We start from the raw sequence: 21,230 nt of genomic DNA on the forward strand, positions 1-21,230 counted from the left end.
GCTCCCCTTCGTGCTTTGTGCGAATTCATTCCGCGCGCCTCCACCTGCCCCTCCCCACAATTACCCCCTACTTCACGGCCCGGTGCCGCGCTCAGGCTCCCTTGCAGAAGCCCTCGTAAGGGCTGCAGCGCAAGGCCCACGGCCAATGACCGGCCGCGGGCCACGAGGTTCTGATGCTGCGCACCGATCAACTCGGCAGGTAGCGCTCCGACCACTGCTCGGCGGCCACGCCCTGTTCGATCATCTGCTCGACCTGCTCCGCCGTGCAGCCCAGTTGCTGCAGCACGGCGCGGGTATCGCTGCCATATTTCGCCATCTTGCCCGGCAGGCGCACGGGCGCCCGCTGCAGACGGATCGAGTTCGGTGCGATCAGCGCCACCCGATGGCCACAGGGGTGTTCCGGGTACTCGATAAAGGCCACGGTCTTCGGGCCGTTCAGGTCGATGCCGCCGGCCTCGTTCATCAGCGACGACTCGCGCAACTGGCTCATGCGCCCCAGGGGCTGGCAGCCGATATCGACCGGCGCCAGCAGTGCCTGCCAGTGGCCCATCGTCTGGCTGCGGAACAGGCTTTCCAGGCACTGCTCGGCCGTCTTCTGGTCGGCGCTTGCCAGCTCGGGCAATTGCAGGGCCCGCGCCAGATCGGCCAGCTGGCTGCGCCGGTCCAGCGCCAGGAACAGCCAGCCGTCCAGCGCCTGGTAGCAGCGATAGAAGGCATGGGCGCCCTTCACCTCGCGCCCGCTCGGCTCGTCGAAGGGACCGCGTCCGGGGTAGTCGTACATGAACGGCACCTGGATCAGCTGCCCGGCGGCGACCAGCGAGCTGCGCGCCACCGAGCCACCCTGGCCATTGGCCCGCTTGACCAGCGCCACGCCGATGGCGTGGGCGGCGCAGTAGCCACCCAACACATCGATGGTGCCGAAGTGGGCGTGTTCCTCCGGCGTCTCGATGCCGCCGCCGAAGCGCGCCATGATGCCGGTGGTCGCCTGCACCAAATCGTCATAGCCCGGATGGTTGCTGCGCGGCCCCGCCGTGGGGCCACCGAAGGCGTCGAACTGGCAGAGGATCAGCTGCGGGTTGATCCGTTGCAGGCGCTCCGCCGACAGGCCGAGGCGTTCCAGCTGCGCGTCGCTGGCGTTGATGGTGACCACGTCCACCTGGGGCAGCAGCCTGTCCAGCAGCGCCTGGCCCTCGGGGCTCTTCAGATCGAGCAGGACGCTGCGCTTGCCCTGGTTGGCCTGCATGCCGAACACCGTGGTGTTCCAGGGGTCCAGGGCCGGCTGCGGCGGATCGATGCTGATCACCTCCGCACCGAAGCGGGCCAGGGTGCAGGCGATGGTCGGACCGGCGATCACGTTGGTCAGGTCGAGGATGCGCACACCCTCCAGCCAGCCCCGGGCCGGCGCCGCCGGATCGGCGTCGGGCAGCATGCTGGGGCGATCGCGCCAGCTCTGCAGCAGCTGCAGCACGGCGCCGCGATCCTCGTGGGGCACCTGGGCCGGCTGCTTGTCGATCACCGCATCGTCGCCCTGCAGCCAGCAGATGTTGCCCAGCTGGCGCATGGCGCCGTAGCGCGGATCCTCGACCTGCAGCACGCTGTGCGACTGCAGGGCGTGGTCGCTGGCCAGCCATTCGCGAGTCAGCTGATGGGCACAGCCCGGCACTCCGGCCTCGCCGAACAGGCGCTGCCACTCGTAGGCCGGCTTGCTCAGGAACGCCGCCTTCATCTTCTCCGAGACCAGGTCCGCCCACTGCCGCGACAGCGGATAGGACAGCAGGGTGCACTCGGCGCCATCCGGCCAATCCGCCACGTCCAGGTACGGGCTATGAGTCGGAATCCCCAGGGCGGCGATCTCCTCCCACAGCCCGAGCACCTGCAGGCAGGCGATCGGGTGGCGGGCATGGGAGCAGTTGACCGAATAGAAGGGCCGGCCGTCCTGGCAGACATAGGTGCGGTAGAAGGGATCGAGGAACTCCTGCAGGTCGGCATACTCCAGGTTCAGCGGCAGGTTGTTGCTGCGCCGGCGCTCGATCTCCCGCTCGCGCAGCGACTTGTAGCGCTCGGGCAGGCCTTCGATGTGCATGGAGTTGTAGGCCAGACCCTCCATCAACGCCGCGGCGATGGGTACTTCGATGCGCTCGCCCTGCCCGCTCCTGGCCCTGGCGAACAGCGCCAGGGTCACCGCGGTGGCGCCGAGCACCGAGGCATAGGCCGACGCCAGGGGCAGCGGCGAGAACGACGGAGTGATGCCCATCAGCACCCGGCTCAGGCCCATGTCGGTGAACTGGCCCACGGCCGCCGCGATGATGCCTTCCCAGGCCGGCAGCGCCGCGAATTCCTCATCCTTCTCGGAGAAGCCCGGCAGGGACAGATAGACCAGCGCCGGATTCAATGCGCGCATGGCCTCGGCGCCGAGGCCCAGGCGCTCCATCACCCCCGGACGAAAGTTTTCCACCAGCACATCGGCATGCCGGACCAGGTCGATCGCCAGCTGCAGATCGGCCTCGTTGTGCAGGTCGAGGCTGATGCGCTGCTTGCCACGGTTGAGGATGGCGTCGGCCGGGTTGTCCCAGCGCGGCCCATGGGGCGGGTCGATATGGATCACCTCGGCCCCCTGGTCGGCCAACATCATCGCCACCGCCGGGCCGGCGATGTACTGGCCAAAATCGACAACCCGGTATCCGCCCAGGGGGCGCTGCTTGCTCGCGTTCATGCTCACCTGCCGCTGTAAATGTGGAGTTAACCGCAGCGAGCCTAGGAAATTGCCGCCCCAGCGCATATCGGATAGTTTCGCACTGGCCGTTCGATTTTTTTGTACAGGGCAGAGCGCCCGGGGGCGTCGATGGACCTGCAAGCGATCAAGACCTTTCTGACCCTGGCCGACCTCAAGCGCCTCAGCCTCTGTGCCGAACAGCTGTGCCTGACCAAGTCGGCGGTCAGCACCCGGATCAAGCTGCTCGAGGAGCAGCTGGACCAGCAGCTGTTCACCCGCAGCCATGAAGGCATGGCGCTGACGCCTGCCGGGCGCCAGTTCTACCAGCACGCCATGGCCCTGCAGCAGCGCTGGCAACGGGCCAAGCGCGAGCTGTCGCAGCGCGACGGCAACGCCGGGCTGCTGCGCCTCGGCGCTCACCCCAGCCTGGCCAGCGACCTGCTGTTCAAATGGGGCAACGCGCTGAACCGGCAGGCGCCAGAGCTGCACCTGCACCTGGAGGCGGACTACTCCAGCGAGATCGTCCGCCAGGTCTCGGCCGGGATATTGGATATCGGCCTGATCTTCGTCGCCGACAGCACCGCCGGCCTGGTGGTGGAGCAGGCCGGCGAGGACCGCCTGCTGATGGTCGCCAACGGCGCCACCGCGCTGGCCCAGGTGTCCGTGGACAACTACCTGTATATCGACTGGGGCTGGGGCTACAACGCCGCCCACAGCGAGCGCCTGCCGCAGCTGCAGAACAGCCGCCTGAGCTGCGGCTTCGCCGAACTGGGACTGCCCTGGCTGCTCGACAATGGCGGCGCCGCCTACCTGCCGGAACGCCAGGTAGGCGCCCTGCTCAAGGACGGAACGCTGTCACGGGTGGCCGATGCGCCGGAGTTCAACCGGCCGATCTTCGTCACCTACGCCCGCGACGCCCTCGACGCCGGCCTGCTGCAGCTGGCCCTCGACGCCCTGGGCGGGGTCATCGAGGGCAACCGTCAACCGCGCTGAAACGACACGGGCCGCCCTGAGGCAGCCCGTGTGGTGCAGCGTACAACTGGTAGCGCTTAGGCGTTATCCGCCTCCGCCAGGACTCCCGTCACGCTGACTTCACTCGAGTCGGTGATCAGCGACTTGAGGACGCCCAGGGTCATCAGCAGGATCACCACGCTGAGCGGCAGGGCCGCGGCGATGTTGGCGGTCTGCAGGGCGCTGAGGCCGCCGGCGACCAGCAGCACCCCGGCGACGAAGCCGATCACCACGCCCCAGAAGATGCGGAACACCCGCGGCGGCTCCTCGTTGCCCAGGGACAGGATGGTGGTCAGCACCAGGGTGCCGGAGTCGGAGGAGGTGACGAACCAGCTGAGCAGCAGGAACACCAGCATGGCCGAGAGGATCCAGCCCATCACGCCGGTGCCGGCGATGCCGTCGGCGGCGGTGAACAACGCGGCCGGCAGGTTCCACTCGGTCACCAGCTTGACCAGCTCGCCGGTGCCGGCGCCACCTGCCGCGTTCAGCTCCTGATACAGCGCCGAGCCACCGAAGATGCCCAGCCAGACGAAGATGATGAAGGTCGGTACGCAGAGCACGCCGATGACGAACTCACGCAAGGTGCGGCCACGGGAGATGCGCGCGATGAACAGGCCCACGAACGGCGCCCACGCCAACCACCAGCCCCAGTAGAACACGGTCCAGCCGTTCTGCCAGGCCGCCGGGCCTTCTTCCTCGGGGAACCACAGGCCCATCGGCAGGAAGTTGACCAGGTAGCTGCCGAACGACTCGCCGAACATGCTGACCAGCCAGGCGGTCGGCCCGCCGAACAGGAAGAAGGCCACCACCAGGGCGGAGATGATGATGTTCCACTCGGAGATGATCTTGATGCCGCGGCCAACGCCGGACAGCGCGGACATGATCGAGACGACGGAGATCAGGGCGATCAGCACCAGTTGAGTGGTAGTGCCCGAATCGACGCCGATCAGACGCTCCATGCCCACGGCCATCTGGCTGACGCCCAGGCCCAGGGAGGTGGCGATGCCGAAGACGCAGCCCAGCACCCCGAACATGTCGACGACATGACCGATCGGGCCATAGATACGATCGCCGATAAACGGGTGCAGCGCCGAGCGCAGGGCCAGCGGCAGCTTCTTGCGGTAAGCGAAGTAAGCCAGCGACAGGCCGACGATGGCGTACACCGCCCAGCCATGGAAGCCCCAGTGGAAATAGGTCACCCGCAAGGCGTCGACCGCGCGGTCATGGCCGACGGCCGTGGCCCCGGCCATGTCGGCGTAGGGGTTGTTCGGATAGCCGAAGGCGCCACTGTTATCCAGGTAGAAGATCGGCTCGGCGACGCCGAAGAACAGGATGCCGATACCGATACCGGCGGAGAACAGCATGGAGAACCAGGCGAAATTGCTGAAGTCCGGACGACTGTTGTCGTCACCCAGGCGCACGCTGCCATAGCGGGTGAACACCAGCACGAAGCAGACCGCAATGAAGAACACCATGGCGATCAGGTAGTACCAGCCGAAGACACTTTCGATCCAGCTGCGGGTCGCGCCGAACAGCTTGCCGGCCAGCTCGGTGTTGAAGCCGGAGAACAGCACGAAGGCCAATACCAGGACCGCCGATACGATGGTCATGCCCTTGTGCATGCCCTTGAAGAGTCCCGACTGGGCCAGTAACTCCTCTTTGAACACGGTAGTGCCAGGGGCGCCACCGAATTGCTCTTTGACTCTCGACATTTTTTGTTCTCCCACGTTGGAGTCGTAGCTAATTGTTGTAATTGTCATGCCTGTCGCTATTGCTTTGGCGCGCCGAAGAAAACCTTCGCACCGCGATGGCACCTCCTGGCGCCGGACCTCTCACCTCACAAGTCGTACGACTTCTGCGGCATCGGTTTGCTGCTGCGTCTGCCCGAGTCCTCCGCCTGCGGCTTACGGCGTCCCGCTCGGTGGGCGGGCCTGCTGCCGCGGTGACGCAACAGTCGAATCCTGGGCAAAACGATACGAACCGGATTGTTATGAAGATGGGCAGTCGTCGGAAGCAATAAAATAACCGCCTATGCCCACGTTTAATTTATGCCTGTCTCGACGCCCAGCAGCGCTCGGCGCCGACCGCGAAACAGGTCGTAATCAAGCCGCCAGGCGACGCTTCTAGCGCTGCAGCACATGAATGCGCGACAGCAGTTCGTCGCGATCGACGTAGCAGCCCTTGAAATGCCGGGCACCGCTGGTCGGGTCGAACTCGGTGCGCGCATGCAGGGTGCGGCGATTGTCGAAGCACCACAGCTGCCCGGCCTCCAGTCGTCGCTGCACACGAAAGCGCGGCTCGCGGGTCATCTCGATGAACCGCCGGTAGGCGCTGTACAGCGCCGGCATGCGCTCGACCGGCGCATCGAAGGGCCCCTTCAGGAAGTTGCCCATGCGGATCTCGCTGACCGCCCCGTAGGCGTCCAGGGCGATGATCGGCGCCAGCCAGCGGTAGTCGCTGGTGCGGCTCTTGTTGCGGAACTCGATCGGCGTGTCGCACAGGGTATCGAACAGTTCGGGGGCCTCCTGATGCAGCGCCTCGGCGATGGCGAAGCCGTCGACGAACACGCTCTCCCCTCCGCTCGCATCGTTGACCAGGCAGTGCAGGAACTGCAGCCCGGGCTCCAGCTCGCGGGTCGGCAGGTCGGTGTGCAACGGCAGGTTGAAAGAGGTGTAGGCGTTGCTGTCGGCATCGGCCTTGGACTGCACATCGAACAGCACGCCGAAGTTGCTCTCGCGGATAAAGGAGATGCGCTTGGCCAGGGTCGGCAGCACGTCCGCGCGGGTCGGCACGTCGAGCAGCTGGGTCAGGCCGATGTCGCGCACCGCCAGCAGCCAGTTCAGCAGGGTACCGTCGTCCGTCATCACCGCCTGGTAGTCGAACTGCGGCAGCTGCTCGCCCATCTCCGCGCCCCACAGGCGGCTCTGCGGCCGCTGGGCGCGGCGCTCGGCACGCGACGCCTCGTCATAGGCGTGGGCGCGCAGCCAGCCGGGGTGGTAGCGGCTGTGATGGCCGTCCTGCCAGTCGACCAGCAGATGCCCCTGCTCGTCGATGCGGGTGCGCTGCGGGTGCAGCTGCTCCGGCACATCGACGATCTCGAACAGTTGCTCGCGGGTCACGCTGTACACGCACTTGTTGCAGGAACAATTGTCGCGCAGCCACTGGTGATGGAACGGGCTGACGCGACCGTCGCTCCAGACCGTTTCCAGCGCGTCCGCCACGGCTCTTACAGCCACCAGGTCGGCGCTGATCGGGTAGCTTCGCCAATCGGCGATCGGTGGGTTTTCCAGGGTGGGATCTACAGCGTTCATTGCGATCTCCTCAGACGATGCCATAACAGCTGGTGTTGGAGAAGCGATCGGGCCGGAAGCGTTTTCAGCCCCGTAGCGCGCTCCCCAGCCAGTCGATCAATTGCGCATACAGGTTATCCACCTCGGCCACCCGCCCCAGCGCACGCAGGCAGCCGTGCACCAGGCCCTGCCCCGGCTCGAAGCGCACAGCCACACCATCCGCGGCCAGGCGCTGGGCATAGAGCGCACCGTCATCACGCAGCGGATCGTGCTCGGCGACCGCTACGAACGCCGGCGGCAGACCGCTGAAGTCCTGGGCAGCAAGTGGCAGCGCAAGCGGATCGGCGCGCAGACTCGAATCGGCCAGGTACCAGTCCAGACAGGCCTGCAGGTCTTCCCGCGAGAGCAGGGGCGCATCGGCGCAGCTCAGATGCGAGGGCAGAGGCTGCGGACTCAGACCGGGATAGATCAACGCCTGGGCGCAGGGTTGCGGCTGCCCCGCCTGGCGCAAGGCCAGGCATAGCGCCACCGCCAGGTTGCCGCCGGCACTGTCGCCGGCCACGGCGAGGCGCTGCTGATCCAGTTGGATATCCAGTTGGTCGTTGCGCAGCGCCTGCCAGACCTGCTGGCAATCGCGCAGGCCCGCCGGAAACGGATGCTCGGGCGCCAGCCGGTAGGCGACTGCCACCACCGCCACGCCGAGGCGCTCGGCCAGTTCGGCACAGACCAGGTCATGGGAATCGAGATCGCCGAACGCCCAGCCGCCTCCGTGCAGGTACAGCACACAGGGCCAGCCCGACGCCGGCATCGGGCCCGCGGGCAAATAGCGCCTCAGCGGCACCGTCTGGCAGTGCAGATCGCGCACATCCAGGCGCTCCGATCGCGGCCGGTCGAATGCCTGCGCCATACGTCGGTAGGCCTCACGTTGCGCCGCCAGGCTGGCGTCCCGGGCGACGAAGCTTTGGCTGAGCGCGACGAACTCCAGCATCTGCGCCGTCAGCTCGTAGTGCCTGGCGTGCCCCGCTGCCTGCCCGTGCTCCACCATGAGGGTCAACCTTAGCGCCCCGGCAGGCCGATGGTGCGGCCTACATGCAGCGGAACCGGCAAGCGTCCATGGGCCTCGCCGAGCGCCAGCACCTGCGCCATGACCTGCTCGTCGAAAGCCGCGGAGCGCCCGCTGGCGCTGTCGATATTCATCAGCATCTGTTCGCTGGCCGCCAACAGCTCATCTCCGCCCGGATAGTAAAGACCGTGGTGGATGTGCAGACGCTTACGGTCATGGGCCAGCAACTGGGTGCGCACCTCCACCTCGGCACCGAGCTTGACCTCGGCCAGGTAGTTCAGGTGGCACTCAAGGGTGTAGAGGGTGTGCCCGGTGCGCGCCCGACCCGCCTCGTCGAGGCCCAGCCGATCCATCAGCGCATCGGTGGCATAGCTGAAGATCAGCAGGTAGAAGGCATCGCGCAGGTGGCCGTTGTAGTCCACCCACTCGGGCTGGATCTCGGTCTGGTAGGTGGTCAGAGGTTGCGCACTGGACATCGGTTGTTCTCCTGCGGCCGGGCGGCTCGCCCCCGGCCGGGTATCGATTGGCGGGAGTGCCGCCGCGCTCAATGCCTGGCCCGATTCAGGCGGGCCAGGCTGCACGTCAGTCGGCGAAGTCGAAGCCGTGCTTGGCCTTGGTCGCCTTGATCGCGTCCATCACCGCCATCAGGCAGTCGTCGCGATAGCGCTCCAACTCGGCGATGCTGCGCTCGCCCTGCTGCACCGCGGTGCCCTCCACCACGCTGTCGATCAGCTGGTCGGTCAGCTCCGGGGCCTCGAGGTAGGTCCAGGGCAGCTTCAGGGCCGGGCCGAACTGCGACATGAAGTGGCGCATGCCGGCGTTGCCGCCCGCCAGGGTGTAGGTCAGGAAGCTGCCCATGAACGACCAGCGCAGGCCGGCGCCGAAGCGGATCGCGTCGTCGATCTCGCCGGTGGTGGCCACGCCGTCGTTGACCAGGTGCAGCGACTCGCGCCACAGCGCCTCGAGCAGGCGGTCGGCGATAAAGCCGGGTACCTCCTTGCGCACATGCAGCGGGCGCATGCCCAGGGTGGTGTAGATCTCGATCGCCGCCTGCACGGCTTCGGGCGCGGTGTGCTGGCCACCGACCACTTCCACCAGCGGCAGCAGGTAGACCGGGTTGAACGGGTGGCCGACCACGCAACGCTCGGGATGCGTCGCATCGGCGTAGAACTCACTGGGCAGCAGGCCCGAGGTGCTCGAACCGATGATCACGTCGGGGCGCGCGGCGGCGCTGATCTTGGCGTGCAGCTCGCACTTGAGGTCCAGGCGCTCGGGGGCGCTCTCCTGGATGAAGTCGGCGTCCTTGACGCACTCCTCGATGGTGGCGACGAAGCGCAGTCGCTGCGGCGAGGCGCCTGGCGCCAGGCCCTTCTTCTCCAGGGCCGGCCAGGCGTTGGCGATGCGCGCGCGCAGCGCTTCTTCGGCGCCCGGCGCCGGGTCCCAGGCCAACACGTCGAGGCCATGGGCCAGGGCGCGGGCGATCCAGCCGGCGCCGATGACGCCGGTGCCGAGGGCGGCGAAGGTTTTCAGTTCAGTGACAAAGCCCATGATGATTCCTGCAGGTTGCCCGGACCACGTCCGGGACTGGCTATTGGACCCGGTCCGGCATCGCGCCGGACCGCGGATGGGGGCGCCGATTCAGCCGCGCGGCTTGAGGTTCATCTTGGCGCGGCCTTCGGCCGGGGTCAGGGCGCGGCCGCCGAGGCGCTGGATGATCTCGATGGCGCGCTCGACCAGCTGGCCGTTGGTGGCGTAGACGCCCTTGTCCAGCCAGATGTTGTCTTCCAGGCCCACGCGCACGTGGCCGCCCAGCAGCATGGCCTGGGCCACCATCGGCATCTGCAGGCGGCCGATGCCGAAGCCGGCCCAATTGGCGCCCGCCGGCAGGTTGTCGGCCATGGCCTTCATGGAGGTGGTGTCGGCCGGCGCGCCCCACGGGATGCCCAGGCAGATCTGGAACAGCGGGTCTTCCAGCAGGCCTTCCTTGAGCATCTGCTTGGCGAACCACAGGTGGCCGGTGTCGAAGATCTCCAGCTCGGCCTTCACCCCCAGTTCGGTGATGCGCTTGGCGCCGGCACGCAACTGGGCCGGGGTGGAGACGTAGATGTAGTCGCCGTCGCCGAAGTTCAGGGTGCCGCAGTCCAGAGTGCAGATCTCCGGGCGCAGGGCCTCGATATGCGCCAGACGGGTCAGCGGGCCGACCAGGTCGGTGCCGGCGCCGAACTCCAGGGGCTGTTCGCCCGGGCCGATTTCCAGGTCACCGCCCATGCCGGCGGTGAGGTTGATGATCACGTCGGTATCGCTCTCGCGGATGCGCTCGACCACCTCGCGGTACAGCTCGACGTCGCGACTCGGCTTGCCGGTCTTGGGGTCGCGGACATGGCAGTGGGCCACGGTGGCGCCGGCCTTGGCCGCTTCGATGGCGGCGTCGGCGATCTGCTTGGGGGTGACCGGGATGGCCGGGTGCTTGCCGACGGTGTCGCCGGCGCCGGTCACTGCACAGGTGACGATTACTTCGTAGTTCATGATTCGGGGTCCTTCATTCAGGCGAGCGGAGGCCGTGCGCGGGCGAGCGCGCACGGAAATCTGGGTCAGGGGTTACTGCAGTTTGGCGACGGCGGCGGCCTGGCCCGGCTGGCCATCGACCGTGGTCACGCCCTCCAGGAAGGCCTCGACCACTTGCGGGTTGGCCTTGAGCCAGTCGCGCGCCACCTGGTCCGGCGATTCGCGACCCATGATCGGCTCCATCAGCTCACTTTCCTGGACGGCGCTGAACTTGAGATTGCTCAGCAGGCGATGGACGTTCGGGCAACGCTGGGCATAGTCCGGGGCGGATACGGTCCACACCGTGGCCTGGCCTTCATTGGGGCCGAACACGTCGTCGCTGCCAGTCAGGTAGGTCAGGTCCATCTGGATATTCATCGGATGCGGGTTCCACCCCACGAAGACGATTGGCTTCTCACGCTTGACCGCCCGCCCGACTGCCGCAAGCATGGCCGCCTCGCTGGATTCGATCAGGGTGAAACCGCCGAGGCCGAACTGGTTGGAGTCGATCATCGCCTGGATCTTGGTGTTGGCCCCGGTGCCCGGGTCGATGCCATAGATCTTGCCGTCCAGCTGATCCTTGAACTTGGCGATATCCGCAAAAGTCTTCAGCCCGGCCTCGGCCGCATAGGTCGGCACCGCCAGGGTGGCGATAGCATCGGCAAGACTGGGTTCTGCGGAGACCTTGACCGCCCCCTTGTCGAGGAACGGCTTGATGTTGTCATCCATCGCCGGCTTCCAGTAGCCGAGGAAGAAGTCGATCTGGTTCTTGCTGATGCCGGAGAACACGATCTGCTGGGAGGCCGTGGTCTGTTTGGTTTCGTAGCCCAGGCTTTCCAGCAGCTCCGCGGCCACCGCCGTGGTGGCCACCACGTCGGTCCAGCCGACCAGGCCGATGCGCGCCTTCTGGCAACTGGCATCCTCGGCCGCCATCAGCGACGAGCTGAACAGGGTGGCCAAGCAGCAACCGGCGACGAGTTTAAGACTTTTCATGGTGGTGCCCTCTTGCGGCGATACGGTTAGTCCGTGTTTTTCTTCTGGTAGCCCGGCGTTTCCGTCCTGGGCCGGGCGGGCAACGCTTGCCCGATGGCGATCACCTTACGCAGCGATGGTGCCGCTTATTCGCACTAGAACGACCAGCTGTTGAACCAAAGCGACTTTGCCTGTTGCACTTGCCCCGCGACTGCCGTTTAGTTGCTTACGACAACCGCCGAAGCCGCCCCATGCCCCAGACCTTCCAATTCCTGCTGATGCCCGGTTTCTCGATGATGGGCCTGATGTCCGCCGTCGAGCCGCTGCGCGCGGCCAACCGCTTCAGCCGCGAGTTGTTCAGCTGGCGCCTGCTCAGCCAGGACGGCGAGGCGGTGCAGAGCAGCGGCGGCATGTCGCTGAACGTCGACGACGCGCTGCAGATGCCGGGCAAGCAGGACAGCCTGTTCGTGGTCGCCGGCTACAACCCGCTGGAGCATTTCGACAGCCGCCTGGCCGCCTGGCTGCGTCGCGCCGAACGCGAGGTGGCGGTACTCGGCGGCATCGACACCGGCAGCTTCGTGTTGGCCGAGGCCGGGCTGTTCGGCAAGGAGCGCCTGACCCTGCACTGGGAGGCGCTCAATGCCTTCAAGGAGCGCTACCCCGCCCTGCAGGTGACCCAGGAACTGTTCGAGATCGACGGCCGGCGCATCACCAGCGCCGGCGGCACCTCGAGCCTGGACCTGATGCTGACCCTGATCGGCCGTGATCACGGCCACGAGCTGGCGCTCAACGTCTCCGAGCAGTTCGTCCTCGGGCGCATCCGCACCCGCCAGGACCACCAGCGCATGCAGATCGCCAGCCGCTACGACCTGCACAACAAGAAGCTGGTGCAGGTGATCGGCGAGATGGAGCGCAACAGCGAAGAACCACTCAGCTCCCAGGCCCTGGCCGAGCTGGTCAAGGTCACGCCGCGCCAGCTGGAGCGGCTGTTCCGCAAGCACCTGAACGAGACTCCGTCGAACTTCTACCTCAACCTGCGCCTGGACAAGGCCCGCCAGCTGCTGCGCCAGACCGACCTCAGCGTGCTGGAAGTGGGTCTGGCCTGCGGCTTCGAATCCTCCTCCTATTTTTCCCGCTGCTACCGCGCGCGCTTCGCCAACTGCCCCAGCCAGGACCGTCACGAACAGCCGGCGGCCTAGGCACGCCAGGCACCCGGTCCGCCTGGGCCGGCAGCGCCACGCGGGCGCTGCGAGGCATGCCGACGCCGCGCACCGAACAGCCGCACCTGCAAGACATGCGCGCTGCCGACGCCTTATCCGATCACGACACGGGCTTGACGCTTTCGGCAATACCCCAGTCGTTTTTGCATCGGGTCCCCCGGTCCCCAAGGAATATGCTGCCCCCAAAGCGCCAACAGCGGGTTTGGCGCACGAAACCAAGAGGGGACAGCCTGATGAGCCCAGCCGAAGTACACGCCGACAGCATCGTCATCGACGGCCTGATCATTGCCAAGTGGAACCGTGAACTGTTCGAAGACATGCGCAAGGGCGGCCTGACTGCGGCCAACTGCACCGTCTCGGTCTGGGAGGGCTTCCAGGCCACCGTCAACAGCATCGCCGCCAGCAACAAGCTGATTCGCGAGAACAGCGACCTGGTCATCCCGGTGCGCACCACCGCCGACATCCACGCGGCCAAGGCCCAGGGCAAGACCGGCATCATCTACGGCTTCCAGAACGCCCACGCGTTCGAGGACCAGATCGGCTACGTCGAGGTGTTCAAGCAGCTCGGCGTGGGCATCGTGCAGATGTGCTACAACACCCAGAACCTGATCGGCACCGGCTGCTACGAGCGCGACGGCGGCCTGTCCGGCTTCGGCCGCGAGATCGTCGCCGAGATGAACCGCGTCGGCATCATGTGCGACCTGTCCCACGTCGGCAGCAAGACCAGCGAGGAGGTCATCCTCGAGTCGCAGAAGCCGGTGTGCTACTCCCACTGCCTGCCGTCCGGCCTGAAAGAGCACCCGCGCAACAAGTCCGACGAGGAACTGAAGTTCATCGCCGACCACGGCGGCTTCGTCGGCGTGACCATGTTCGCGCCGTTCCTGGCCAAGGGCATCGACTCGACCATCGACGACTACGCCGAGGCCATCGAGTACGTGATGAACATCGTCGGCGAAGACGCCATCGGCATCGGCACCGACTTCACCCAGGGTCACGGCAAGGAATTCTTCGAATACCTGACCCACGACAAGGGCTACGCCCGTCGCCTGACCAACTTCGGCAAGATCGTCAACCCGCTGGGCATCCGCACCGTCGGCGAGTTCCCCAACCTGACCGAGACCCTGCTCAAGCGCGGCATGTCCGAGCGCACCGTGCGCAAGGTCATGGGCGAGAACTGGGTACGCGTGCTCAAGGACGTCTGGGGCGAGTAAGCCCTCCTCTACTACTTACCGCGCCCTCTCCCCACGGCAGAGGGGCTACACCACAGAATTCTGGAGTTAGAAGATCATGGCAAAACACGCCCCTGAAATGCCCATCGAAGTCGACAGCGAAACCGGCGTCTGGACCACCGACGCCCTGCCGATGCTCTACGTACCGCGGCATTTCTTCGTCAACAACCACATCGGCATCGAGGAAGTGCTGGGCGCCGAAGCCTACGCCGAGATCCTCTACAAGGCCGGCTACAAGTCCGCCTGGCACTGGTGCGAAAAGGAAGCCGAATGCCATGGCCTGTCCGGCGTGGCGGTGTTCGAGCACTACATGAAGCGCCTGTCGCAGCGCGGCTGGGGCCTGTTCAAGATCCAGTCGATCGACCTCGACAAGGGCACCTGTGAAGTGCGCCTGGACCACTCCGCCTTCGTCTACGTCTACGGCAAGTGCGGGCGCAAGGTCGACTACATGTTCACCGGCTGGTTCGCCGGCGCCATGGACCAGATTCTGCAGGCCCAGGGCAGCAGCATCCGCACCCAGGCGGAGCAGGTCTACGGTGCTTCGGAAGAAGGCCACGACCACGGTCTCTTTGTCGTCAAGCCGCTCTAAATCGAGGAACGAGTCATGGCCTTCGAAGCAATGTTCCAGCCGATCCAGATCGGCAAACTGACCATCCGTAACCGCGTGCTGTCCACCGCCCACGCCGAGGTCTACGCGACCGACGGCGGCATGACCACCGAGCGTTACGTCAAGTACTACGAAGAGAAGGCCAAGGGCGGCATCGGCCTGGCCATCTGCGGCGGTTCCTCGGTGGTGGCCATCGACAGCCCCCAGGAATGGTGGAGCTCGGTGAACCTGTCCACCGACCGCATCATCCCGCATTTCCAGAACCTGGCCGACGCCATGCACAAGCATGGCGCCAAGATCATGATCCAGATCACCCACATGGGTCGTCGCTCGCGCTGGGACGGCTTCAACTGGCCGACCCTGATGTCGCCGTCGGGCATCCGTGAGCCCGTGCACCGCGCCACCTGCAAGACCATCGAGGTCGAGGAGATCTGGCGGGTGATCGGCAACTACGCGCAGGCCGCGCGTCGCGCCAAGGAAGGTGGCCTGGACGGCGTCGAGCTGTCGGCCGTGCACCAGCACATGATCGACCAGTTCTGGTCGCCGCGCGTGAACAAGCGCACCGACGAGTGGGGCGGCAGCTTCGAAGGCCGCATGAAGTTCGGCCTGGAAGTGCTCAAGGCCGTGCGCAAGGAAGTCGGCGACGACTTCTGCGTCGGCATGCGCATCTGCGGTGACGAGTTCCACCCGGACGGCCTGTCCCACGAGGACATGAAGCAGATCGCCGCCTACTACGACGCCACCGGCATGATCGACTTTATTGGGGTCGTTGGATCAGGGTGCGACACCCACAACACCCTGGCCAACGTCATCCCGAACATGAGCTACCCGCCGGAGCCGTTCCTGCACCTGGCGGCCGGCATCAAGGAAGTGGTCAAGGTCCCGGTGCTGCACGCGCAGAACATCAAGGACCCGAACCAGGCCACCCGTATCCTCGAGGGCGGCTACGTCGACATGGTCGGCATGACCCGCGCGCACATCGCCGACCCGCACCTGATCGCCAAGATCAAGATGGGCCAGGTCGACCAGATCAAGCAGTGCGTCGGCGCCAACTACTGCATCGACCGCCAGTACCAGGGCCTGGACGTGCTGTGCATCCAGAACGCCGCGACTTCCCGTGAATACATGGGCGTGCCGCACATCATCGAGAAGAGCACCGGGCCCAAGCGCAAGGTGGTCATCGTCGGTGGTGGCCCGGCCGGTATGGAAGCGGCCCGCGTCGCCGCCGAGCGTGGCCACGACGTGACCCTGTTCGAGAAGAAGGACCAGCTCGGCGGGCAGATCACCACCGCCTCCAAGGCGCCGCAGCGTGACCAGATCGCCGGTATCACCCGCTGGTACCAGCTGGAGCTGGCGCGCCTGAACGTCGACCTGCGCCTGGGCACCCCGGCGGACGTGGCGACCATCCAGGACCTGCGCGCGGACATCGTCGTGCTGGCCAACGGCGGTCATCCGTTCCTCGAGCAGAACGAGCACTGGGGCGCCGAAGAAGGCCTGGTGGTGAGCAGCTGGGACGTACTGGACGGCAAGGTCGCACCGGGCAAGAACGTGCTGGTGTACGACACCATCTGCGAATTCACCGGCATGTCGGTGGCCGACTTCCTCGCCGACAAGGGCGCCCAGGTCGAGATCGTCACCGACGACATCAAGCCGGGCGTGGCCATCGGTGGCACCTCGTTCCCGACCTACTACCGCAGCATGTACCCGAAAGAAGTGATCATGACCGGCGACCTGATGCTGGAAAAGGTCTACCGCGAGGGCGACAAGCTGGTGGCAGTGCTGGAGAACGAATACACCAGCGCCAAGGAAGAGCGGGTGGTCGACCAGGTGGTGGTGGAGAACGGCGTGCGTCCGGACGAGACCCTCTACTACGCGCTGAAGGAAGGCTCGCGCAACAAGGGCCAGATCGATGTCGAGGCACTGTTCGCGATCAAGCCGCAGCCATGCCTGAGCGAGGCCGGCGACGGCTACCTGCTGTTCCGCATCGGTGACTGCGTGGCTCAGCGCAACACCCACGCGGCGATCTACGACGCGCTGCGCCTGTGCAAGGACTTCTAAACCTGCACGCATGACTCCCTCTCCCCCGGGGAGAGGGCGGGGGTGGGGGGCTCCGCCAGCTAGTGCCGGAGCCCCTCTCCCTATCCCTTTCCCCGCCGGGGCGAGGTGACTGGATTGACGCCGCTCTCAGGTCCCGGCAAGGAGACCAAACGATGTTGAACACCATTCTCCCCATTCTGCTGTTTGCCGCGCTGGCCCTGGCCGTGCTCGGCGCAGCCAAGCGCTTCCTGATGTGGCGCCGCGGCAAGCCGGCCCAGGTCGACTGGATCGGTGGCCTGCTGGCCATGCCCCGTCGCTACCTGGTCGACCTGCACCACGTGGTCGAGCGCGACAAGTACATGTCCAAGACTCACGTGGCGACGGCCGGCGGCTTCGTCCTGGCCGCCGTGCTGGCGATCCTGGTGCACGGTTTCGGCCTGCACAGCAAGATCCTCGGCTTCGCCCTGCTGGCCGCCACCGTGCTGATGTTCGTCGGCGCGCTGTTCGTCGCCAAGCGCCGCAAGAATCCCCCGGCGCGCCTGTCCAAGGGCCCGTGGAACCGCCTGCCGAAGAGCCTGCTGATGTTCTCGGTGAGCTTCTTCATCGCCACCCTGCCGGTGGCCGGCATCCTCCCGGCCGACTTCGGCGGCTGGATCCTCGCCCTCATCCTCGCCGTCGGCGTGGCCTGGGGCGTGTCCGAGCTGTTCCTCGGCATGACCTGGGGCGGGCCGATGAAGCACGCCTTCGCCGGTGCCCTGCACCTGGCCTGGCACCGCCGCGCCGAACGCTTCGGCGGCGGTCGCTCCACCGGGCTCAAGCCACTCAACCTGGACGATGTCAAAGCACCGCTGGGCGTGGAAAAACCCACCGACTTCACCTGGAACCAGCTGCTCGGCTTCGACGCCTGCGTGCAGTGCGGCAAGTGCGAGGCGGTCTGCCCGGCCTTCGCCGCCGGCCAGCCGCTGAACCCGAAGAAGCTGATCCAGGACATGGTCATCGGCCTGGCCGGCGGCACCGACGCCAAGTTCGCCGGCAGCCCCTACCCGGGCATCCCGGTGGGCGAGCACGGCGGCGGCCCGCACCAGCCGATCGTGGTCCAGGGCGGCAAGGGCCTGGTCGAGGCCGACACCCTGTGGTCCTGCACCACCTGTCGCGCCTGCGTCGAGGAGTGCCCGATGATGATCGAGCACGTCGACGCCATCGTCGACATGCGCCGCCACCTGACCCTGGAAAAAGGCGCCACGCCGAACAAGGGCGCCGAGGTGCTGGACAACCTGATCGCCACCGACAACCCCGGCGGCTTCGCCCCGGGCGGCCGCCTGAACTGGGCCGCCGACCTCAACCTGGCGCTGATGAGCGAGAAGAAGGAAGCCGAGGTGCTGTTCTGGGTCGGTGATGGCGCCTTCGACATGCGCAACCAGCGCACCCTGCGCGCCTTCGTCAAGGTCATGAAGGCCGCCAACGTCGACTTCGCCGTGCTCGGCCTGGAAGAGCGCGACAGCGGCGACGTGGCCCGACGCCTGGGCGACGAGGCGACCTTCCAGCAGCTGGCCAAGCGCAACATCGCCACCATGAGCCAGTACCGCTTCAAGAAGATCGTCACCTGCGATCCGCACAGCTTCCACGTGCTGAAGAACGAGTACGGCGCCCTCGGCGGCCACTACCAGGTCCTGCACCACAGCACCTACATGGAAGAACTGATCAGCGGCCAGCAGCTCAGTCTCGGCCAGCACAAGGGCGGCAGCGTCACCTACCACGACCCGTGCTACCTGGGCCGCTACAACGGCGAGTACGAGGCGCCGCGCAGCGTGCTCAAGGCCATCGGCATCGAAGTGAAGGAAATGGAACGCTCCGGCTTCCGCTCGCGTTGCTGCGGCGGTGGCGGCGGCGCGCCGATCACCGACATTCCCGGCAAGCAGCGGATTCCCGACATGCGCATGGTCGACATCAAGGAGACCGGCGCCGAGCTGGTGGCCGTGGGCTGCCCGCAGTGCACCGCCATGCTCGAAGGCGTGGTCGAACCGCGGCCGCAGATCAAGGACATCGCCGAACTGGTCGCCGACGTGCTGCTGGAGGCGCCCGCCCCGGCCAAGCAGCCGGCGCCCGCCAAGCCTGAAGCCCTGGAGGTGCATTGATGAGCGACATTATCCGCCGCGACCCCCGCGCCGAATGGATCGCCCGCAACCGCCTGCATCCGCTGCACGCGGCCATGCAGGTGGCGCAGACCAGCTGGATGGGGCCTAACGGCGTCATCCGCAAGAACCCCCATGCGGTCGGCTTCATCGGCCCCAACGGCATCAAGCGCATCGACCGCAGCGGCGCCCAGCAGGGCGGCAGCCAGAAGCGCGCAGCGGCCAGCGCCGAGGTCCAGCTGCCGCTGCACGTGGTCGAGCAGCCGGCGTTCTACATCGCCGTGGTCCCGGACATGGTCGGCGGCCGCCTGTCGGCCCACGACAAGGACCTGCTCGGCCTGGCCAACAAGCTGGCCAGCGACGGCGGCGCCGTGCTGGCCGTGGTGTTCGGCGAGCACAAGGAAAGCGCCTTCGACACCGCCGGCGTCGACCGCCTGCTGCTGATCGACGGCGAGGCCTTCGATGGCTACGCCCCGGAGCAACGCGTACTGGCCCTCAGCGCCGTGGAAAGCCAGCTGTCGCCACGCCACTGGTTGCTGCCCGACAGCCGCACCGGTGGCGGCGAACTCGGCCGGCGTCTGGCCGCCAAGCTCGGCGAGCGTCCGGCCACCCGCGTCTGGCAGGTCGCCGACGGCCAGTGCATCGGCCGTGCCGGTGCCGGCCAGCAGGACCTGGTACGCCAGGCGCCGCGGCTGATCCTGGCCGCCGCCGAGTGCGCCGAGCCGGTCAGCGACACCCGTCACGAAGTGCGGCCGCTGGCGCTGGAGGGCAAGATCGCCCACAGCCTGCCGCGCATCGAAGACCTCGGCGCGGTGGCCGTCGACCCGGCCCTGATCCCCATGGCCGAGGCCGAGTTCATCCTTTCCGGCGGCAACGGGGTCAAGGACTGGCAGCAGTTCCACCAGGCCGCCCAGGTCCTCGGCGCCACCGAAGGCGCCTCGCGCGTGGCGGTGGACGACGGCTTCATGCCGCGCAACCGCCAGGTCGGCGCCACCGGTACCTGGGTCACCGCGCGGGTCTACCTGGCGGTGGGCATCTCCGGCGCCATCCAGCACCTGCAGGGCATCGGCGCCTGCGACAAGGTGGTGGCGGTGAACATGGACCCCGGCTGCGACATGATCAAGCGCGCCGACCTGTCGGTAATCGGCGACTCGGCGCAGATCCTCCAGGCGCTGATGGACAAGGTCCACGCCTATCGCCAGGGAGGTGCCCGTGATGCGGCCTGACGTAATCGTAGGGTGGATGCCGCTCCGCGCATCCGCCATTGCCAAGGTGCGGTGGATCGAACAAGCGCGATCCACCCTACGGGAGTCGCTCCATGACTGACTTGAACATCATCACCCTGGTCTCGGTCGGCGCCCACCCGACCTCGGGCCGCGCCCGCCGCGCCGAGCAGGACTCGCGCGCCGTCGAACTGGGCCTGCGCCTGGCCGGCGACAAGCTGCAGGTGCTGCACGCCGGCGATCCCCAGGAAGAGGCGCTGCGCGCCTACCTGGGCATGGGCCTGACGGAAATGGCGGTACTCGAACAACCCAAGCAGGCCGATGCCCTGCCGGTGCTGACCCGCTACCTGCAGGAGGCCGGCGCCCAGCTGGTGCTGACCGGCAGCCAGGCGGAAACCGGCGAAGGCTCGGGGCTGCTGCCCTTCCTCCTGGCCGAACGCCTGGGCTGGCCCCTGGTGGTCGGCCTGGCCGAGGTGGAGAAGGTCGAGAACGGCGTGGCCCAGGTGCTGCAAGCTCTGCCCCGCGGCCAGCGGCGCCGCCTGCGGGTGCGCCTGCCTTTCCTCGCCTGTGTCGACAACGCCGCCCCGACCGCGCGCCAGAGCGCCTTCGGCCCGGCCCGTCGCGGCCAGCTGCGCGCCGAGGACGTGACCATCATCGAGGACAACCTGCTCGCCGAAGCCCAGCTGCAGCCGGCCCGCCCGCGGCCCAAGCGGCTCAAGGTGATCAAGGCCAAGACCGGCGCCGAACGGATGAAGGCGGCCACGGCCAAGGCATCCGGCGGCGGCGGCAAGGTGCTCAAAGATGTCTCGCCACAGGAAGGCGCCGAGGCTATCTTCAAGCTGCTGATTGAAGAGGGGGTGCTGCGCTAAGGCGCGGCACCGGCCGTTAAACCGACGGAGCATAGCGAGCCATGATGCATGCCGACCTGATCGACCAAGAGGACTTCCGCGACCGCCTGGTGGCGCTGGGCCTCTCCATTCCGCCCGGCGTCAGCGCCGAGCAAGCCTGCGAGTACGCGGTTCAGGGCCTCAGCCCGGATCGCGCGCAGGCCCTGCGCCGGCTGGTCGAGGAGCTGCTGGGCGGCAACGCCACCCTGCTGCCGACCGTGCGCGAGGCGATCTCCCGCCACCTGCTGCCAGCCCTGGTGCCGCGCTGAGGCGCGACTGCCGGGCATGAAAAAGGGGCGCAT

Annotated in this window: 17 protein-coding genes; 9 read left to right on the top strand and 8 right to left on the bottom strand. The window is 67.0% G+C overall.

What is annotated here, in order from left to right; translation table 11 throughout:
- Positions 1-187: 187 nt before the first annotated feature.
- Positions 188-2,713 (bottom strand): CoA transferase, encoded by a 2,526-nt coding sequence (locus ACSX1D_RS19500; RefSeq protein WP_439860037.1) that lies wholly within the window; start codon positions 2,711-2,713, stop codon positions 188-190.
- 129 nt (positions 2,714-2,842) lie between these two features.
- Between ACSX1D_RS19500 and ACSX1D_RS19505 the strand changes: the two genes are divergently transcribed.
- Positions 2,843-3,706 carry a LysR family transcriptional regulator gene (locus ACSX1D_RS19505; RefSeq protein WP_439860038.1) on the top strand — a complete coding sequence of 288 codons (864 nt, stop codon included), beginning with the start codon at positions 2,843-2,845 and terminating at the stop codon, positions 3,704-3,706.
- A 56-nt stretch (positions 3,707-3,762) separates the two neighbouring features.
- On the opposite strand, the gene ACSX1D_RS19510 is transcribed toward ACSX1D_RS19505, so the two are convergent.
- From ACSX1D_RS19510 to choX, 7 genes are all read right to left on the bottom strand, one after another.
- Positions 3,763-5,436, bottom strand: coding sequence for a BCCT family transporter (locus tag ACSX1D_RS19510; RefSeq protein ID WP_439860039.1), 1,674 nt, complete (start codon positions 5,434-5,436; stop codon positions 3,763-3,765).
- Between the two features lie 411 nt (positions 5,437-5,847).
- Positions 5,848-7,035 (bottom strand): gamma-butyrobetaine dioxygenase, encoded by a 1,188-nt coding sequence (locus ACSX1D_RS19515; protein WP_439860040.1) that lies wholly within the window; start codon positions 7,033-7,035, stop codon positions 5,848-5,850.
- 64 nt (positions 7,036-7,099) lie between these two features.
- The gene (locus tag ACSX1D_RS19520) at positions 7,100-8,059 is read right to left on the bottom strand and encodes an alpha/beta hydrolase (protein WP_439860041.1); all 960 of its coding nucleotides are present in this window, start codon (positions 8,057-8,059) and stop codon (positions 7,100-7,102) included.
- A gap of 11 nt (positions 8,060-8,070) precedes the next feature.
- Entirely contained in the window at positions 8,071-8,553 is a 483-nt protein-coding gene (locus tag ACSX1D_RS19525; protein ID WP_439860042.1) for a thioesterase family protein, read from the bottom strand.
- 106 nt (positions 8,554-8,659) lie between these two features.
- Positions 8,660-9,625: an L-carnitine dehydrogenase gene (locus ACSX1D_RS19530; RefSeq protein ID WP_439860043.1), complete on the bottom strand. Its 966-nt coding sequence runs from the start codon at positions 9,623-9,625 to the stop codon at positions 8,660-8,662.
- A gap of 90 nt (positions 9,626-9,715) precedes the next feature.
- A complete protein-coding gene (locus ACSX1D_RS19535; protein WP_439860044.1) occupies positions 9,716-10,603 on the bottom strand; it encodes a 3-keto-5-aminohexanoate cleavage protein in 888 nt (295 codons plus the stop codon).
- A gap of 72 nt (positions 10,604-10,675) precedes the next feature.
- Positions 10,676-11,614, bottom strand: coding sequence for a choline ABC transporter substrate-binding protein (gene choX, locus ACSX1D_RS19540; protein WP_439860045.1), 939 nt, complete (start codon positions 11,612-11,614; stop codon positions 10,676-10,678).
- A gap of 230 nt (positions 11,615-11,844) precedes the next feature.
- Here choX and ACSX1D_RS19545 point away from each other — a divergent pair, with 230 nt between their 5' ends.
- From ACSX1D_RS19545 to ACSX1D_RS19580, 8 genes are all read left to right on the top strand, one after another.
- Complete coding sequence (locus tag ACSX1D_RS19545) at positions 11,845-12,792, top strand: GlxA family transcriptional regulator (protein ID WP_439860046.1); 948 nt, start codon at positions 11,845-11,847, stop codon at positions 12,790-12,792.
- Between the two features lie 254 nt (positions 12,793-13,046).
- Positions 13,047-14,024, top strand: a complete 978-nt coding sequence (locus tag ACSX1D_RS19550; protein ID WP_439860047.1) for a dipeptidase — start codon at positions 13,047-13,049, stop codon at positions 14,022-14,024.
- A gap of 76 nt (positions 14,025-14,100) precedes the next feature.
- Positions 14,101-14,631: a DUF5943 domain-containing protein gene (locus ACSX1D_RS19555; RefSeq protein WP_439860048.1), complete on the top strand. Its 531-nt coding sequence runs from the start codon at positions 14,101-14,103 to the stop codon at positions 14,629-14,631.
- A 15-nt stretch (positions 14,632-14,646) separates the two neighbouring features.
- Positions 14,647-16,707 (top strand): dimethylglycine demethylation protein DgcA, encoded by a 2,061-nt coding sequence (gene dgcA / locus ACSX1D_RS19560; protein ID WP_439860049.1) that lies wholly within the window; start codon positions 14,647-14,649, stop codon positions 16,705-16,707.
- A 152-nt stretch (positions 16,708-16,859) separates the two neighbouring features.
- The gene (gene dgcB, locus ACSX1D_RS19565) at positions 16,860-18,821 is read left to right on the top strand and encodes a dimethylglycine demethylation protein DgcB (RefSeq protein ID WP_439860050.1); all 1,962 of its coding nucleotides are present in this window, start codon (positions 16,860-16,862) and stop codon (positions 18,819-18,821) included.
- Positions 18,821-20,044, top strand: a complete 1,224-nt coding sequence (etfA, locus tag ACSX1D_RS19570) for an electron transfer flavoprotein subunit alpha (RefSeq protein WP_439860051.1) — start codon at positions 18,821-18,823, stop codon at positions 20,042-20,044. Before dgcB ends, etfA begins: the two co-directional genes overlap by 1 nt.
- A 92-nt stretch (positions 20,045-20,136) precedes the next feature.
- Positions 20,137-20,910 carry an electron transfer flavoprotein subunit beta gene (etfB, locus tag ACSX1D_RS19575; RefSeq protein ID WP_439860052.1) on the top strand — a complete coding sequence of 258 codons (774 nt, stop codon included), beginning with the start codon at positions 20,137-20,139 and terminating at the stop codon, positions 20,908-20,910.
- A 41-nt stretch (positions 20,911-20,951) separates the two neighbouring features.
- Positions 20,952-21,197 carry a hypothetical protein gene (locus tag ACSX1D_RS19580; protein ID WP_208707252.1) on the top strand — a complete coding sequence of 82 codons (246 nt, stop codon included), beginning with the start codon at positions 20,952-20,954 and terminating at the stop codon, positions 21,195-21,197.
- Positions 21,198-21,230: the final 33 nt, after the last annotated feature.

It is taken from the genome of Pseudomonas sp. MBLB4136, from assembly GCF_051904765.1.
In the GTDB taxonomy this organism is placed as follows: Bacteria; Pseudomonadota; Gammaproteobacteria; order Pseudomonadales; family Pseudomonadaceae; genus Aquipseudomonas.